The organism is Devosia soli (assembly GCF_000970455.1).
Taxonomy (GTDB): Bacteria; Pseudomonadota; Alphaproteobacteria; order Rhizobiales; family Devosiaceae; genus Devosia; species Devosia soli.
Window position 1 is genome coordinate 125,112 of record NZ_LAJG01000021.1, and the last position, 16,555, is coordinate 141,666.

14 protein-coding genes are annotated in these 16,555 nt (G+C 61.9%); 6 read left to right on the forward strand and 8 right to left on the reverse strand.

The annotated features are described in order from the left end of the window. Positions 1-5: 5 nt before the first annotated feature. Positions 6-1,253 carry a sensor domain-containing diguanylate cyclase gene (locus VW35_RS09620; RefSeq protein WP_046142831.1) on the reverse strand — a complete coding sequence of 416 codons (1,248 nt, stop codon included), beginning with the start codon at positions 1,251-1,253 and terminating at the stop codon, positions 6-8. Between the two features lie 230 nt (positions 1,254-1,483). On the opposite strand from VW35_RS09620, the gene rimP reads away from it, so the two are divergent. The 5 genes from rimP (at position 1,484) to VW35_RS09645 (ending at position 7,930) form a co-directional block, all read left to right on the forward strand. Next, positions 1,484-2,113, forward strand: a complete 630-nt coding sequence (rimP, locus tag VW35_RS09625; protein ID WP_052951626.1) for a ribosome maturation factor RimP — start codon at positions 1,484-1,486, stop codon at positions 2,111-2,113. After that, positions 2,114-3,712, forward strand: a complete 1,599-nt coding sequence (nusA, locus tag VW35_RS09630) for a transcription termination factor NusA (protein WP_046142833.1) — start codon at positions 2,114-2,116, stop codon at positions 3,710-3,712. A 24-nt stretch (positions 3,713-3,736) separates the two neighbouring features. Then, on the forward strand, positions 3,737-4,426 hold the full coding sequence (locus VW35_RS09635) for an RNA-binding protein (protein WP_046142834.1): 690 nt from the start codon (positions 3,737-3,739) through the stop codon (positions 4,424-4,426). A gap of 5 nt (positions 4,427-4,431) precedes the next feature. Beyond that, entirely contained in the window at positions 4,432-7,278 is a 2,847-nt protein-coding gene (gene infB, locus VW35_RS09640) for a translation initiation factor IF-2 (RefSeq protein ID WP_046142835.1), read from the forward strand. Positions 7,279-7,366: 88 nt separating this feature from the next. Continuing rightward, positions 7,367-7,930: a DJ-1/PfpI family protein gene (locus tag VW35_RS09645; RefSeq protein WP_046142836.1), complete on the forward strand. Its 564-nt coding sequence runs from the start codon at positions 7,367-7,369 to the stop codon at positions 7,928-7,930. A gap of 433 nt (positions 7,931-8,363) precedes the next feature. Here VW35_RS09645 and VW35_RS09655 read toward each other — a convergent pair whose 3' ends face one another. The 6 genes from VW35_RS09655 to VW35_RS09685 all read right to left on the reverse strand — a co-directional run bounded on the left by VW35_RS09655 (position 8,364) and on the right by VW35_RS09685 (position 14,629). Further along, positions 8,364-8,570, reverse strand: a complete 207-nt coding sequence (locus VW35_RS09655; RefSeq protein WP_083982618.1) for a hypothetical protein — start codon at positions 8,568-8,570, stop codon at positions 8,364-8,366. A 185-nt stretch (positions 8,571-8,755) separates the two neighbouring features. Beyond that, positions 8,756-9,403, reverse strand: a complete 648-nt coding sequence (locus tag VW35_RS09660) for a L,D-transpeptidase (protein ID WP_046142838.1) — start codon at positions 9,401-9,403, stop codon at positions 8,756-8,758. A gap of 327 nt (positions 9,404-9,730) precedes the next feature. Then, positions 9,731-11,875, reverse strand: coding sequence for a polyribonucleotide nucleotidyltransferase (pnp, locus tag VW35_RS09670; RefSeq protein ID WP_046143047.1), 2,145 nt, complete (start codon positions 11,873-11,875; stop codon positions 9,731-9,733). Positions 11,876-12,269: 394 nt separating this feature from the next. Next, positions 12,270-12,539, reverse strand: coding sequence for a 30S ribosomal protein S15 (rpsO, locus tag VW35_RS09675; RefSeq protein ID WP_046142840.1), 270 nt, complete (start codon positions 12,537-12,539; stop codon positions 12,270-12,272). A 129-nt stretch (positions 12,540-12,668) separates the two neighbouring features. Then, positions 12,669-14,393 carry a sensor histidine kinase gene (locus tag VW35_RS09680; protein ID WP_052951629.1) on the reverse strand — a complete coding sequence of 575 codons (1,725 nt, stop codon included), beginning with the start codon at positions 14,391-14,393 and terminating at the stop codon, positions 12,669-12,671. A 47-nt stretch (positions 14,394-14,440) separates the two neighbouring features. Further along, positions 14,441-14,629, reverse strand: coding sequence for a hypothetical protein (locus tag VW35_RS09685; protein WP_046142841.1), 189 nt, complete (start codon positions 14,627-14,629; stop codon positions 14,441-14,443). 96 nt (positions 14,630-14,725) lie between these two features. Between VW35_RS09685 and miaB the strand changes: the two genes are divergently transcribed. Next, the gene (miaB, locus tag VW35_RS09690; protein WP_046142842.1) at positions 14,726-16,117 is read left to right on the forward strand and encodes a tRNA (N6-isopentenyl adenosine(37)-C2)-methylthiotransferase MiaB; all 1,392 of its coding nucleotides are present in this window, start codon (positions 14,726-14,728) and stop codon (positions 16,115-16,117) included. Here the strand turns inward: miaB and VW35_RS09695 are convergent. Then, a complete protein-coding gene (locus VW35_RS09695; RefSeq protein ID WP_046142843.1) occupies positions 16,114-16,497 on the reverse strand; it encodes a GNAT family N-acetyltransferase in 384 nt (127 codons plus the stop codon). The two genes, miaB and VW35_RS09695, sit on opposite strands and share 4 nt — an antisense overlap. Between the last annotated feature and the right edge of the window lie 58 nt (positions 16,498-16,555).

The following is a 16,555-nucleotide window of genomic DNA, read 5'->3' on the forward strand; positions in this document are numbered from 1 at the left end:
CCGGCTCAGGCGAAGGACAATTCGAGGCTCGTCGGCCGGCGGATCTCTACCCTCGCGTCCCATTTGAAATTCGAGGATGGAATTTCGAGCGCCAACACGTCTGGCACGTCCGCCGAGTTGGAGAGTTGAACTTCCGCGCCCTTGTCCCAAAGGGCGCGGACAGTGCAATCGATCACCGAGTGACGGTCGTTGAACACGAGCTTGCCGGCCTTGAGCACGCGGCGTCTCTCGATCTGGCGTGTGGTAGCCGCGGTCGTGCCGCGCCAGGGAATGGAAATATTCCGCCCGGAGCGCTTCGCCTCATAAAGCGCTTCGTCGGCCTTGAGCATCAGGCTGTCATAGTCGTCCTGGCCCGGATCGAAACTGGCTACCCCAAAACTTGCCGTCACCGTCATCGGCGGCCGGCTATGGGGAAAGCGCAATTGCGCGATGGCATGGCGCAGCTTTTCGGCCACCGCCATGGCGGAAGCGGAATCGGCATCGGGCAGGACGATGGCGAATTCCTCGCCTCCGATGCGCCCCAGGAGGTCGCTTTCGCGCAAGGCTACCTGGGCCGCTTCGCTCACAGCCTTGAGCACCACGTCCCCAGCGGCATGCCCATAGGTGTCGTTGACGGCCTTGAACTTGTCGACATCGAACGCCACGGCGCTGAGCTGGCTGCGGTGGCGGCGCGCCAGGGCGATGAATTTCTGCGCGTCTTCCTTGAAGGCGCGCCGGGTGCTGAGGCCTGTCAGACCATCGGTCGTCGCCAGACGCCGCAATTCGAGTTCGCTCATGACGAAACGGGCAAGCTCATGGAGAATCTTGAGCTCGCGGTCGCTAAACTGGCGCGGCTGGCTGTCGACAGCACAGATGGTGCCGATATTGTGACCGTCATCTGTCGTCAGCGGCACGCCGGCATAAAAACGGACGCCGCTATCGACCGTGACCAGGGGATTGTCGCAAAAGCGATCGTCCCGGCTCGCGTCGGGAACCACCAAAGATTGACCGGTCATCACCACAGTGTTGCAAAAGGCGATGTCGCGCGCATTCTCGTTGCGCGGCGTGCCTTGCGCAGCCTTGTACCATTGGCGGTGCGCATCCATCAGCGACACGATCGAGGTTTCGACGCCGAAGATCAGGCGCACCAACTCGGCGATACGGGTAAAGGCCGGCTCGGGCGGCGTATCGAGCACATCGTAGCGCAACAGAGCGTCGAGGCGTTCTTCTTCGGCCCGGCTTGCTGTCGCTGTCATATTGAGCGCGGCTGACATGGCGGGCTCCCGATTATGGCGTCTGAAGCGAAGTCTAAGGCCTTGTCGCTTTAACGAAGCCTAACGCAATGATGCAATTTTAGCCTTTCCTGATGCCAGCGCCGCGCCGGGCTGATGCGCCGAACTTGCCTTTTGCCGCGAGCAGAGCTATATGAGCCTCACATCGTTGCTCTCATTCAGAGAGTGGTGCCCTGACCGGCCCCGCTCTTTTTGCTTATCTGGGACGTGAATTGGCTTTCGATCTCACCGAAAAGCGCTACATCAAGGAAACCGGGCTCGAAGCCCGCATCGCTCGCATCGTCGAGCCGGTGGCCAATGGGCTTGGCTATTCCCTTGTGCGCATCAAGATCACTCCGGAAAATGGCTGCACGCTGCAGATCATGGCCGAAGACGAAAATGGCCGCTTCACCATCAATGATTGCGAAGCGCTTTCCAAGGACCTGTCGCCGGTTCTCGATGTGGAAGATCCGATCGACCGCGAATATCACCTCGAAGTGTCTTCGGCCGGCATCGACCGTCCGCTCGTGCGCAAGCGCGATTTCGAGCGTTTCCTCGGCCATGAGGCCAAGGTCGAACTGCTCGACATGATCAATGGCCGCAAGCGTTTCCGCGGCGACATCATCGCCGTCGACGATGAAGGCGTGACCATTCACCTGCCCGATGCTCCGGGCGGTACCAACCCCGACCACAAGCTCGGTTTTTCGACCATTGCCGAAGCCAAGCTCGTGATGACCGACAAATTGATGGATATGGCGCGCGCCGATCAGGAGCTTCATCCGATCGATGACGATGAGACCGAAACGGTCGAATATGCCGATGCCGACAATGACGACGACAACCTCCCCGAGGAGACTAAGTAAATGGCCGTTAGCGCGAATCGCCTTGAGCTTTTGCAGATCGCGGATGCCGTTGCGCGCGAAAAGTCGATCGACCGCATGGTCGTGATCGAGGCGATGCAGGACGCCATGGAAAAGGCCGCCAAGGGCCGCTATGGCGCCGAGACCGAGATCAAGGTCGAGATCAACCCGCGCTCGGGCGAAACCCGCATGTGGCGCCTGCTCGAGATCGTCGACGAAGTCGAGGAGCCGAGCCGCCAGGTCAATCTCAAGTTCGCCAAGACCAAGTCGCCTGAAGCCAAGATCGGCGATTTCCTCACCGAACCGCTGCCGCCAATGGAATTCGGCCGCATTGCCGCCCAGTCGGCCAAGCAGGTGATCGTGCAGAAGGTGCGCGACGCCGAGCGCGACCGCATGTTCGAGGAATATACCGGCCGCGTCGGCGAGATCGTCAACGGCACCGTCAAGCGCGTCGAATATGGCAATGTGATCGTCGATCTCGGCCGCGGCGAAGCGATCATCCGCCGCGACGAACTGATCCCGCGCGAAATGTTCCGCTATGGCGACCGCGTCCGCGCCTATATCTATGACGTCCGCCGCGAACAGCGCGGGCCGCAGATCTTCCTCTCGCGCACCCATCCGCAGTTCATGGCCAAACTGTTCATGCAGGAAGTGCCGGAAATCTACGATGGCGTGATCACCATCCGCTCGATCGCCCGCGATCCGGGTTCGCGCGCCAAGATCGCCGTGACCTCCAACGACTCTTCGATCGATCCCGTCGGCGCTTGCGTTGGTATGCGTGGTTCGCGCGTCCAGGCGGTGGTCGCCGAACTGCAGGGCGAAAAGATCGACATCATTCCCTGGACCGACACCATTGCCGATCTCGTCGTGTCCGCACTTCAGCCGGCCGATGTCGCCAAGGTGGTTCTCGACGAACAGGCCGAACGCATCGAAGTCGTCGTGCCCGATGAACAGCTCTCGCTTGCCATTGGCCGTCGCGGCCAGAATGTGCGCCTTGCTTCGCAGCTCATCGGCTGGGATATCGACATCCTGACCGAGCAGGAAGAAAGCGAACGCCGGCACAAGGAATTCACCGAGCGCTCGACTTTGTTCATGCAAGCCCTTGACGTTGACGAGATGGTTGCCCAACTCTTGGCTTCGGAAGGTTTCTCCTCGGTCGAAGAGCTCGCCTATATCGAGCCCAACGAAATTGCCTCCATCGAAGGCTTTGACGAGGAAACCGCCGGCGAAATCCAGAACCGCGCGGCCGAGTATCTCGCCGAGATCGACCGCAAGTTCGACGAAGAGCGCATCGCGCTCGGCGTTGACGAGGAACTTTACGAAATCCCGGGCCTCAACGCAGCAATGCTCGTGGCTCTGGGCAAGGAAGACATCAGGACCGTGGAAGACTTTGCCGGTTGCGCGGCTGACGACCTTGTCGGCTGGACCGAGCGCAAGGATGGCGAAACCAAGCGCTTTGACGGCACCTTCAAGGACTTCCCGGTGAGCCGCGAGGAAGCCGAGGACATGATCATGCAGGCGCGCATCCGCGCCGGCTGGGTCACTGCCGAGGAAGCCGCGAGCGAAGCTGGTGAAGGCGAAACCGAGGAGGAGGCGGTCTGAGGACCGTCTTCTTTAGGTGATGTCTTGGCCCGGCGCGAAGAAACAATAAGGATGTGTGCTCTTACCCGGCTTGAACGGCCGGTGGGAGAGCTCATCCGCTTCGTGCTCGGCCCCGATGGCACCATCGTCCCCGATACCGAGGCGAAGGCCGAAGGTCGTGGCGTCTGGATTACGCTGTCGCATGCAGCCGTCGAAGAAGCGGTGCGCAAGAAGGCTTTTGCCAGAAGCCTCAAGGAAAATGTCACGGTGCCGCCCGATCTGGCGGACCTGACGAAACTGCGGCTCGAACAACGCTTTGCCGCCTCGCTCGCCATGGCGCGCAAGGCCGGTCAGTTCACTTCGGGCGGCATGAAGGTCAAGAGCGCCATCGAGGCGGGGCAGTTGATTGCCCTCCTCACGGCGACCGATGCTGCCGAGGATGGCAGGAACAAGATGCTGGGGGCCCTGCGCGCCCTCAATCACGCCCGACGCGAGGGCAGCGCAGCCGGCTCCCAGGTGCCGCATTTCGAATTGCTCTCAAGCGTGCAATTGGGTTTGGCACTTGGACTAGAAAATGTGATACATGCTGCCCTCATGACAGGGGCGGCAGCCCAATCGGCACTGGAAAAGGCCAAAAGACTGGCCCGCTACACTGCCATTCCGACGGATGACGACACCGACCGCCGTGCGGCGCCCGGTGTGCTTTTGTCCGTGGAACATGACGAAAGACGATAGGAAGTATGGCTGATAACGACGACAAGCGTTCTGACGACACTGGCGCCAAGAAGACACTGACCCTCAAGGGCGGGCCGTCGCTGGGCAATCGCGCCGGCACGTCGCGCGGTCCCTCGCGCTCGACGGTGGTCGTGGAGAAGCGCACGCGCGTGGTGCCCAAACCGGCCGGTGTTCCCACTGGCACGCCATCGGGCGGTGGCCGTCCAGGCGCTTCCGGCCGTCCCGGCCAGGGCCGGCCGATGCAGAACCAGCGCGCTCCGCTCGGTCTTTCGGCTGCGGAAGCCGAAGCCCGCCAGCGCGCTCTGGCACTAGCCGGCGCACGTGCCGCCGAGGACAAGGAGCGCTTTGCGGCTGAAGAAGCCCGCCGGATCGAGGATGACAATCGTCGTCGCCAGGTCCGCGAGGAAGCCGCTCGCCAGGAAGAAGAGCGCCGCAAGGCCGAGGAAGCCCGTCGCGCCGAAGAGGAAGCTGCTTCGAGCGTTGCCTCCGCGCCCCAGGCCGCTGCTCGCGAGCCGGAACCGGCACGCGAACCGTTCGTCCCCGCCAGCCAGCGCAATCCAGGTCCTTCGAGCGTTCGTACCGTTTCGGGCCGTCCGGGCCAGTCGGCGCGTCCGCAGCGCAGCGAACGTCCCGATGGTGCCCGTCCGGGCGAACGTCCGTCCAATACCCGCCCAGATAGTGCCCGCCCGAGCGGCGAGCGCCCGGCCAATACGCGCCCCGCAGGCTCGACCGGGACCCGTCCCGCCGGCTCGGCCGGTGCCCGTCCGGGTTTTGATCGTCGTCCAGCCGGTGCCGGCATGGCCCCGATCGGCAACGTGCCTCCGGCGCCGCCGAGCGAAGCAGATGGCCGTCGCGTCCGCAGCGGCGCCCCCCAGGTGCGTCCGACAAGCGAAGCGGAACTCGAAAATGCCCGCCGTGCCTCGCGCGCTCAGCCCGAGCGTCCGACCCGCCGGGCTGGTGAAGACAGCGGCCGTGGCCGCCTGACGGTGTCCAGCGCCACGACCGAAAGCGATCGCGATCGCGGTCCGTCGCTGGCTGCCATGAAGCGTCGTCGCGACAAGAAGATGGGCCGCAACCAGCAGGATGCGCCAAAGCTCAGCCGCGAAGTCGTCATCCCGGAAGTCATCACGGTGGGCGAACTCGCCAACCGCATGGCCGAACGCTCCGTCACCGTCATCAAGATGCTGATGCAGCAGGGCCAGATGGCCAAGATCACCGACGTGATCGATGCCGACACAGCTGAACTGATCGCCAGCGAACTGGGTCATACCGTCAAGCGCGTCTCGGAAGCCGACGTCGAAGAAGGTCTCTTCGACATCCCATCCGACGACAAGGCCGAGGATTTGACCGATCGTGCGCCGGTCGTGACCATCATGGGCCACGTCGACCACGGCAAGACTTCGCTGCTCGACGCGATCCGCGAAGCCAATGTGGTTTCGGGTGAAGCCGGCGGCATCACCCAGCATATCGGCGCCTATCAGGTCGAAAAGAACGGCACCAAGATCACCTTCCTCGACACCCCGGGCCACGAGGCGTTCACCGCCATGCGTGCCCGCGGCGCCCAGGCGACGGATATCGCGGTGCTGGTCGTGGCGGCCGATGACGGCGTCATGCCGCAGACCATCGAATCCATCAAGCATGCCAAGGCTGCTGGTGTTCCGATCATCGTGGCCATCAACAAGATGGACAAGCCGGAAGCCAACCCCCAGCGCGTTCGCACCGAACTGCTTCAGCATGAAGTGTTCGTCGAATCGATGGGCGGCGAAGTGCTCGACGTCGAAGTTTCGGCGAAGACGCGCGCTGGTCTCGACAAGCTCCTCGAAACCATCCTTCTCCAGGCAGAAGTCCTCGAGCTCAAGGTCGCCCGTGATGGTCGCGCCGAAGGTATCGTGGTCGAAGCCAAGCTCGATCGCGGCCGTGGCGCCGTGGCGACGGTTCTCGTTCAGCGCGGCACGCTCCGCGTCGGCGACATTCTCGTAGCCGGCACCGAATTCGCAAGGGTTCGCGCGCTGATCAACGACAAGGGCGAGCAGGTCAAGGAAGCCGGTCCCTCGGTTCCGGTGGAAGTTCTCGGCTTCACCGGCGTGCCATCGGCCGGCGATCGTTGCTCGGTCGTCGAAACCGAAGCCCGTGCCCGCGAAGTCACCGAATACCGTCAGCGCGCCATCCGTGAAAAGACGGCCGGCGGTGGCGCCACTAGCCTCGAGCAGATGATGAATCAGCTCAAGGCTTCGGGCATCGCCAAGTTCCCGCTCATCATCAAGGGTGACGTGCAGGGTTCGGTCGAAGCCATCGTCGCCAGCCTTGATAAGCTCGGCACCGATGAAGTCTCGGCCCAGATCCTCCATCAGGGCGTCGGCGGCATCACCGAATCCGACGTGACCCTGGCAACAGCGTCGAAGGCCATCATCATCGGCTTCAACGTCCGCGCCAACAAGCAGGCCTCGGATCTGGCGACCCGCGAAGGCATCGAAATCCGCTACTACAACATCATCTACGACCTCGTGGATGACGTGAAGAGCGCGATGTCGGGTCTGCTTTCGCCGGAACGTCGCGAAACCTTCATCGGCTATGCCACGATCAAGGAAGTCTTCCAGATCACCAAGGTCGGTAAGGTTGCAGGTTGCCAAGTCACGGAAGGCATCGTCGAGCGCGGTGCCGGTGTGCGCCTCCTCCGCGACAACGTCGTCATCCACGAAGGCAAGCTCAAGACGCTCAAGCGCTTCAAGGACGAAGTCAAGGAAGTCCAGGTCGGCCAAGAATGCGGCATGGCCTTCGAAAACTACGAAGACATCCGCGCCGGCGACCAGATCGAATGCTTCCGCGTCGAAACGGTCCAGCGCACGCTTTAAGCGCGACGAAAAATTCATGCCAAGGGCGCAGCGCAAGCTGCGCCCTTTTCGTTTGGGCTCTTGCCGATACCGCTACGAGGAGGCACCGATGCACCCAATCATGGTTATTCTGACCGAAAGCTATTCCGACTGGGAGATCGCCGCCTTGACCGGCGCCGGCCGGGCTTTCTTCAACGCCGACATAACTTTTTGTTCGCCCACTGGTGGTGCCCTGCGCTCGGCAGCGGGCCTGCCCATCGTGGACACGGCACGGTTTCAGCTTCAGCAGGGCGGCGTCGTGGTTGTTACCGGCGGGCCAGCCTTGGAAGGCGGCAGCGCGCCCGATATCGGCGAAGCCCTGCGGCAAAGCCTTGCCAACGGCGCCGTGGTGGCCGGGATCTGCGGGGGCACCATCGCGCTTGCACGGGCGGGCCTACTCGATGACGTCGCCCACACTTCCAACGGCCCCGGCTATCTCGAACAGCATGCCCCCGGCTACGCCGGCAGGAGCTGCTATGTCGACCAGAGCCCTGCCTTGCGCGATGTCAATATCATTACCGCGCCTGCGCCGTCCCCGGCGAGCTTTGCCTATGAAGTGCTGGTGGCCACGGGTCTCGACCCCGAGGCCGCTCGGCAGATCCCCGACATGCTCGCGCAAGAACACCGCGCCTAGTCAGCAACGCGTGGCGGCACTTGCCAAGGCGGCCCGGTCACTGTCGCGGTGGAGATGCAGCTGTCAGCTGACGGCATGCCGCGAGAACTTCAGCCAACCAACTCCGCACTCGCCGCTGCGATGACTGACCGTGCATGTTCAAGAACGGCATGAGGCGACGCTGCTGCATCGATGGGCTGTCCAAAAATGCGTCCCCATGCGCCGCAACGCATTCTGATGACCGCCACTCTTCGAAAGCCGTGAGCCCCGTCCGCCCTTCAAGCTTTGCCCGCTCCCCCAGCCGGGCACGGATCGTGTCGAGCGGCGCAACAAGGCAGAGCTTGAGCACAGGCGCAGTCCTCTTCAGGCGGGTTTCGAATTCGCCGAGATAGGACCGGTTCGTAAAGGCCATCGGTATCAGCACCATGTGAGCCCGAGAATGGTGCGCCTTGGCCTACACAGCAATGAGACGGCGCCAGAGCGACAGGTCCTGATAGTCTTGGGGTTGGCAAAGCATGCCAAGCAGATAGGGTGGCAGGCGGCGCACTACGAAGCCGATGCGCTCGGGATCGGAGATCACCGACCCGGCGATCGCCTGGGCCAGGTTATCGGCCAACGTAGACTTGCCGATGCCAAACGATCCGTTAATGAGGACGAACATTGCGCAAGCCTAGCAGCCTCCGGCGCGCTGCGCGACTCTTGGCCAACAAAAAGCCCGCCCCTTTTGGGAGCGGGCTCTGAAATGCCGGTTGCGGGTGACTACGGTTTGATCCGCAGCCGGCAATTTTGTCATCTGTCGCCGTGTTTGATTGCAGGGACATTACGCCCCCGCATCTCATCGAGCGATCAGTTGATAACGGTCACACGTGCGCCGACGGGAACGCGGGCATAAAGGTCGATGATGTCCTGGTTCATCAGGCGGATACAGCCAGAAGACACGTTGGTCCCGATGGTATAGGGCTCGGTCGTGCCATGGATACGGAAGAGCGTATCGGCGCCGTTCTTGTAGAGGTAGAGCGCGCGCGGGCCGAGCGGATTGGTCGGGCCGGGATCCATGCCGCCGGCATAGGGGCCATAGCGATCGGGCTCGCGCTTGATCATCGACTGCGTCGGGGTCCAGCGCGGCCATGCAGCCTTGCGGCCGATCGTGGCGTTGCCACGGAAGACCAGCGCTTCGTCCTTGCCGACGCCGACGCCATAGCGCAGCGCACGGCCGCCTTCCATGACGAGGTAGAGGTAGTGCGCGGGCGTATCGACGACCAGCGTGCCCGGCTTTTCGGTGGTGAAATATTCAACTTCCTGACGCCACCATTTTGGGTCGACGCGGCGCAGGTCCATGCCTTCGACAAGGTACGGTTCATTGGTCACGGGACCGTACATGCGCAGGTAATACGGATCGATCACCGGCTCCTGCATAACGGGCTGGCGGGTGGTGGAGCAGGCGGACAGGGCAGTCGCGGACAAGCCAAGGAGGAACAGGCGACGAGAAATCAAAACACAACCTCGGGCGGGCAGGGAAATCGGAAGGCGGACATCGCCTCGTTCCTGCAGTAATGCTTCTGCCCCTTAACGTGGCACGAATGTGGCCGTTCCTCGCCACAATGTGATGGAAAAAGTACTGTTGCAGAAGAGCAACGGAATCTGCCCGATATCACGGCTTCGTGTGCTAGTGGCTTGGAACAGTTGCACAATCCAGCCTTTGCCGATCTCGATTCTTACAAAATCCTTACCGAGCTCGACGGCGGTCATTGCCACATTTGGGCACATGAAAAAGGGCCCGGATCGCTCCAGGCCCTCTCATAGATTCGCGGTCGACGCCGCTTATTCGGCGTCGGCTTCCTTGGCTTCCTTGACGATTTCCTTGCCGGTTGCCTGGTCGACGACCTTCATGGAGAGACGGACCTTGCCGCGTTCGTCAAAGCCGAGCAGCTTGACCCAGACCTTGTCGCCTTCCTTGACCACGTCGGTGGTCTTGGCAACGCGCTGGTCGGCCAGCTGGGAGATGTGGACGAGGCCGTCCTTGGCGCCGAAGAAGTTCACGAACGCGCCGAAATCGGCGGTCTTGACCACGGTACCCTGGTAAATGGCGCCGACTTCGGCTTCGTCGGTGATCGAGCGGATCCACTTGATCGCGGCTTCGATCTGGGTACCGTCCGAGGACGAAACCTTGACCGTGCCGTCGTCTTCGATGTTGATCTTGGCGCCGGTTTTTTCGACGATCTCGCGGATCACCTTGCCGCCGGTGCCGATCACTTCACGGATCTTGTCGGTCGGGATTTTCAGCGTTTCGATCCGCGGCGCGAATTCGCCGACTTCGCCACGCGATTCGGTCAGCGCCTTGGCCATTTCACCCAGGATGTGGATGCGGCCTTCCTTGGCCTGGGCCAGGGCGATCTTCATGATCTCTTCGGTGATACCGGCGATCTTGATGTCCATCTGCAACGATGTGACGCCCTGGTCGGTACCGGCCACCTTGAAGTCCATGTCGCCGAGGTGATCCTCGTCGCCGAGAATGTCGCTCAAAACAGCAAACTTCTCGCCTTCGAGAATGAGGCCCATAGCGATACCGGCCACCGGACGCTTCATCGGCACGCCAGCATCCATCAGCGCCAGCGAAGTGCCGCAGACGGTCGCCATCGAGGACGAGCCGTTCGATTCGGTGATCTCGGACACGACGCGGATCGTGTAGGGGAATTCTTCGATCGAGGGACGGATCGGGTTGATCGCGCGCCAGGCGAGCTTGCCATGGCCGATTTCGCGACGGCCCGGCGAACCCATGCGGCCAGCTTCACCAACCGAGTATGGCGGGAAGTTGTAGTGCAGCAGGAAGTTTTCCTTCTTGGTGCCTTCAAGACTATCGATGAACTGCTCGTCTTCGGCTGTACCAAGAGTTGCAACCACCAGCGCCTGGGTTTCGCCACGCGTGAAGATGGCCGAGCCATGGGTACGCGGCAAAACGCCGACTTCGGCAAGGATCGGGCGAACGGTTTTCAGATCACGGCCGTCGATGCGGGCGCCGGTATCCAGAATGTTCCAGCGCACGATCTTGGCCTGGAGATTGTGGACGACTTCGCCGAGATCTTCCTTGGAGATTTCGCCCGCTTCGATCTTGGCAGCGAAAGCTTCCTTGACCTTGGCATTGGCAGCATCGACCGCAGCATAGCGATCGGCCTTGTTGGTGATCTGATAGGCAGCGCGGAGATCGGCTTCCGCAATGGCCAGAACTTCGGCTTCAAGCGCCGAGAAATCCGGAGCCTGGAAATCGCGCGGTTCCTTGGCGGCAAGCTCAGCGAGCTTGATGATCGCCTGGATGACCTTGGCGCTTTCGGCATGGCCGAACATCACGGCGCCGAGCATGACTTCTTCGGAAAGCTCCTGGGCTTCCGATTCAACCATGAGCACGGCGTCCTGCGTGCCGGCCATGACGAGATCGAGCTTGGAATCCGAGCGGCGATCGATCGACGGGTTCAGCACATAGGCGCCATCGATATAGGCAACGCGTGCCGCGCCGATCGGGCCCATGAACGGCACGCCGGAGATGGTCAACGCAGCGGAAGCCGCGACCATGGCAAGCACGTCGGGATTGTTTTCCATATCATGCTGCAGAACGGTGACGACCACCTGGGTCTCGTTCTTGTAGCCATCGGGGAAAAGCGGACGGATCGGACGGTCGATGAGGCGGCTCGTCAGCGTCTCGTTCTCGGTCGGACGGCCTTCACGCTTGAAGTAGCCACCCGGGATCTTGCCGGCGGCAAAATACTTTTCCTGGTAGTTGACGGTCAGGGGGAAAAAGTCCTGGCCGGGCTTGGCCGACTTGGCCGAAACGACGGTCGCGAGCAGCACGGTTTCGCCGAGCGTTGCGAGCACGGCGCCATCGGCCTGGCGCGCGATCTTGCCGGTCTCGAGGGTCAGCGGCTGGCCGCCCCAGTTGAGCTCGACCTTATGGTGATCGAAATTAATGGACATATTCTGTCTTTCCATTCTGTCCGAAGCGCGGGAACGCGGGCTAGGCCAATGGCCCACGAACGCCTCGGTGTGCCCGCACCGGCGCCGCACCCCATGTGCGCACCGGCTCAAAATCAGGCACTGTTTCTGTCTTGGCAGCAGACAGAACATGGACAAGACAACAAGCGTCTCCACAGCGGAAGGCGCTAATAATCCTGCCATGCTCCGGCGCTGCCGGCCTAGAGCGTTTTCTCGAAAGTGGCATCCACTTCCGCTTTGAAAACGCGATAACGTAAAGACCTGGAACGTCTGATGCTTCGAAAGCCACCGGATCGGGTCCAGGGGAGCCATAGGCTCCAATCGTAGCCCCAAAAGGGCAACCGGCACGGAAGCAGGCCTCCGTGCCGGAAAGAGCTTAGCGACGCAGGCCGAGCTTTTCGATCAGCGTCTTGTAGCGGTTCTCGTCGACCTTCTTGAGGTAGTCGAGAAGGCGGCGACGCGTCGAAACCAGCTTCAGGAGACCACGACGGGAATGGTTGTCCTTGGAGTGGTCCTTGAAGTGCTCGGTCAGGTTGGCAATACGCTCGGACAGGATCGCGACCTGGACTTCCGGCGAACCGGTATCATTGGCCTTGGTGGCGTATTCCTGGATGAGTTCGGTCTTGCGCTCAGCGGTAATCGACATCGATCAATCCTTTGCAAATAGAGAGGATGAAAAAGCCCCAGCCGGGATGTCGTCCAGGTAGGGCCGGTCTTGCCGGCGCTTGGCGCCTGCTGGCGGCTTCTTAGTGGAAAGACACGAGAAAAGCCAGTCCTATTCGGATTCGCGCTTTTCCATCTGCTCGTCCGGGCGCACGGCGGCAAAGGCGGGATCGAGCGCAGTCATGGGAATGTCAAACACCCATTCGACCCCATCGGCATGCTCGACGCGTTCCACAAGCGCCCCAAGCGCGCCCCCCACCATGGTGCGCAAGACGGTCGTGCCAAAGCCTTTGCGCTCGATCGCTTGCAGGGGACGCGACAGCGTTTCCCGCCAGCGCAGGCTCACCTTCTCGTCTTCCTCGCTCCAAGTGAGCAAGAGCCGGCCCAGTTCATCGGCAAAGGCGCCATATTGGGTAGCGTTGACCGCCAGCTCATGAAAGGCCATGCCCAAGATCTGCGCGCCCTGCGGATTGATGCGGATATCGGATCCTTCAATGGTGACACGATCCTCTTCGGCGGGCTTGAAGGGGTTGAGCTGGAGATCGATCAATTCGCGGATCGAGACGCCTGCCCGGCCATGGGCGAGGAGCAGATCGGTCGAGCGGGCAAGGCCCATGATCCGTCGCTCGAGCGCCTGCACATAGCTCGGCACGTCGGTGGCGCCGCGGGCGGTTTGCTTAGCCATGGCGGAGATCACCGCCATCTGGTTTTTCGAGCGGTGTGCCAGTTCGCGCATCAGAAAGCGCACGTCGCGCTCTGCGGCCTGGCGCTCGCGCGAGGCCAGAACCAGGGCGCGCGAAACTTCGCCGATTTCGGCGACCGGATAATAACGCTCGAACACTGCTTCACCGCGCCCCAGCCGCTGCGCATCGAGCCGCAGGCCGCGCACCGACTGGCTGAGGCGCTTGCCGATGAAGAAGGCAACGATGGAGGCAGCGATGGCGATGACCAGCATCCAGGCCGCCAGCTGCAAAAGGGATTCACCGAGCGGGCTTTTGACCTGCGCTGCCGAAGCCCAGGCAACGATCCGCCAGCCGGTCAGACCCGAGCGCCATTCAACCGTAACGACGCGTTCGCCGTGAAGGGTTTCCTCGATCCAGCCGGTCGTGGGATTGTCGATATTGCGGCGGATGGGAAGCGTATCGCCAATGGCGATATCATTGCCCGTCGCTACCGAAATGACAGCATTACTGGCGTCAACGAGCACCGCATTCCAGCCCTTGGGCAATTCGCGTGAATGCAGGACGGGGGTGAGATCGCGCGCATTCTGCGTCAGTGCGAGAAGGCGGACAGGATTTTCCGAAGGCAGCGGCAGCCAGACATTATAGACCCAGGTGCCGGCCACCTGGCCAAAGAAAAGGCCCGAAACGGTCGGCCGACTGCGCTCGACAGCTCTAGCCGCGGTTACGGTGTCCGAGGTCTTTTCGAGACCCTCGCCGAACGCGGCGCGGGTGTTAAAATATTGATTATATTGGCTATCGACGGCGAGCAGATAGGCGCCGGTGCCAGCCAGCGCCATGACGGCGCGGCGATAGAACTCTTCGAGATTCCCATTCTGCAAGGACGGGTCGGACGAAATCACCCGCAAGGTGGTGATCATGCCCGAAATTTCCCGATCAACCGATTGGCCCATGGCCTGCACGGTCGCATTGGTCAGCGCCTGTACGACGCCTTCCTGAGCATCGTTGGTACGATTGAGGAGGACGATCGCAACGATCAGCGCCGGCACGAGGATAGCCAGCACCAATGCAAACAGATAGCCCGCGACCGGTTGCGCATGGCGGTTTTTCAGCGGTTTGGCTGGCTCGGTGAGCCGGTCTTGCGCTTGCGCCGCCATGGCACCTCGATCCTTATTTAGCGACCGGCGTTGCCCCGGCGGGTTGGTCAATATTTAGCAACAGGGTCGCTTGCGGGAAAGCTCTCGTCGACCGCTTCGTCGACTTCGTCCCATTTCTTGGGCTTTTGCGCCTGTTCGTCGACACCGGCATTGCGCACCTGAACGGGCGAATCCTTGGGTCCCGGCTTCTTGCCGTCCTTCATGGCCGCGGCTTGGTCCTTTTCGGGAGTAGTCATGGCAAATTCCTTTACTGAGTAGAGAGCAGAACACGCGGGCCACGCATGAGTTGCAAGCCATGGCATCACGGCTTCGGGTCTGGTAAAGAGGCCCGCATGAACGAAGCGCTGCCCAAGAAACTTTTCATCAAAACCTACGGCTGTCAGATGAACGTCTATGACAGCGATCGCATGGCCGACGCCCTCGCGCCGCACGGCTATATTCCGACGCAGGAGATCGGCGAGGCCGACCTTGTGTTGCTCAACACCTGCCACATTCGCGAGAAGGCCAGCGAAAAGGTGTTCTCCGAGCTCGGGCGGCTCAAAGAATTGCAAACAGAAAAGCGCGCCACAGGCGGCGACATGATGATCGGGGTTGCCGGCTGCGTGGCGCAGGCCGAGGGCGAGGAAATCGCTCGCCGCGCGCCCATGGTCGATATGGTTTTCGGCCCGCAAGCCTATCACCGCCTGCCGGACATGCTCGCCAAAGCCGAAGCCAATCGCCACATGCACCCCGCGCTCAAGCGGGCGGTGGTCGACACCGATTTTCCCGAAGAAGACAAATTCGCCCACCTGCCGGCAGCCAAAAAAGACGTCACCATCGGGCGCGGCCTCACCGCTTTCCTCACCGTCCAGGAAGGCTGCGACAAGTTCTGCTCGTTCTGCGTCGTTCCTTATACGCGCGGCGCCGAGGTCAGCCGTCCCGTCGCGCAGGTCCTTGACGAAGCGCGGCGGCTTGCAGACGCCGGGGTCAAGGAAATCACGCTCCTTGGCCAGAACGTCAACGCCTATCACGGCGAGGATGCGTCGGGCCGTTCGGTCGGCCTCGGCGAGCTGGCCTATCTGCTTGCCGAAATTCCGGGCCTGGAGCGCCTGCGCTATACGACCAGCCATCCACGCGACATGGACGATGCGTTGATCGCAGCGCACCGCGACCTGCCTTTCCTGATGCCTTACCTGCATCTGCCGGTGCAATCCGGTTCAGATCGCATCCTGAAGGCGATGAACCGAAAGCACACGGCGGCCGAATATCTGACTCTTATCGAACGCATCAAGACCGCGCGGCCCGATATGGCAATGTCGGGTGATTTCATTGTCGGTTTTCCGGGCGAAACCGATGCCGACTTCGAGGATACGCTCAAGATTATCCGCGAGACCGGCTACGCCTCGGCCTATTCCTTCAAATATTCGACCCGCCCCGGCACGCCCGGCGCCAACCTGCCCGATCAGGTCGAAGAGGCGGTCAAGACCGAGCGCCTGGCGCGGCTCCAGGCGCTGGTCAATCAGCAGACGACCGCGTTCCATGCCTCCTGCGTCGGCAGGACCTTGCCCGTGCTTATCGAGCGGGTGGGCCGCATGCCCGGCCAGGTCGGCGGGCGCTCGCCTTATCTGCAGGCCGTTCACCTTGAAGGCTCGACGGACCTGATCGGGGCGATCCACGAGGTGGACATCATCGGCACCTCGACCAATTCTTTGGTTGGCCGGCTCAAGCGCGCGATCGCAGCTTAAAGGGCAATGAGCCCAGCCTCGGTGGGTCTGAAGCCACAAGCGCGATAAAACGCTGTCAGATGCGGCTCGAAGTCGACATGAAGCCACTTGGCGCCGCGTTGCCGCGCGGCAGCTTCAGCCGTCTTGACCAAAAGCGTCGCGATACCCTGTCGCTGAAAGTCACGGTGGACACAGGTGTCAAGGAGGAAGGCGTGGCTGCCGCCGTCACAGGCGACGTTGACATAGCCAACCAGTCGAGGGCCGTCATACGCCCCGACATGGACCAGGCTTTGCTTGAGAACCGGCTGCCAGCTCGCTGGCCCGCCATCGCCCCAGGACGCGAGCCAGAGCGCACGCATTTCGTCATCGGAGGGCAGGGGGTCGAGAACCACCGAGACCATGGCGCATCTCCCTAAAAATTTCGTCCCGCACTAAATATTGCGACAGGCCTGATGCGCC

Bases quoted from the DNA above. Each gene is read 5' to 3' on its own strand.
- VW35_RS09620 (WP_046142831.1), bottom strand. From the start codon at position 1,253: ATGTCAGCCGCGCTCAATATGACAGCGACAGCAAGCCGGGCCGAAGAA.
- nusA (WP_046142833.1), top strand. From the start codon at position 2,114: ATGGCCGTTAGCGCGAATCGCCTTGAGCTTTTGCAGATCGCGGATGCC.
- infB (WP_046142835.1), top strand. From the start codon at position 4,432: ATGGCTGATAACGACGACAAGCGTTCTGACGACACTGGCGCCAAGAAG.
- VW35_RS09645 (WP_046142836.1), top strand. From the start codon at position 7,367: ATGCACCCAATCATGGTTATTCTGACCGAAAGCTATTCCGACTGGGAG.
- VW35_RS09655 (WP_083982618.1), bottom strand. From the start codon at position 8,570: ATGTTCGTCCTCATTAACGGATCGTTTGGCATCGGCAAGTCTACGTTG.
- pnp (WP_046143047.1), bottom strand. From the start codon at position 11,875: ATGTCCATTAATTTCGATCACCATAAGGTCGAGCTCAACTGGGGCGGC.
- rpsO (WP_046142840.1), bottom strand. From the start codon at position 12,539: ATGTCGATTACCGCTGAGCGCAAGACCGAACTCATCCAGGAATACGCC.
- VW35_RS09680 (WP_052951629.1), bottom strand. From the start codon at position 14,393: ATGGCGGCGCAAGCGCAAGACCGGCTCACCGAGCCAGCCAAACCGCTG.
- VW35_RS09685 (WP_046142841.1), bottom strand. From the start codon at position 14,629: ATGACTACTCCCGAAAAGGACCAAGCCGCGGCCATGAAGGACGGCAAG.
- miaB (WP_046142842.1), top strand. From the start codon at position 14,726: ATGAACGAAGCGCTGCCCAAGAAACTTTTCATCAAAACCTACGGCTGT.
- VW35_RS09695 (WP_046142843.1), bottom strand. From the start codon at position 16,497: ATGGTCTCGGTGGTTCTCGACCCCCTGCCCTCCGATGACGAAATGCGT.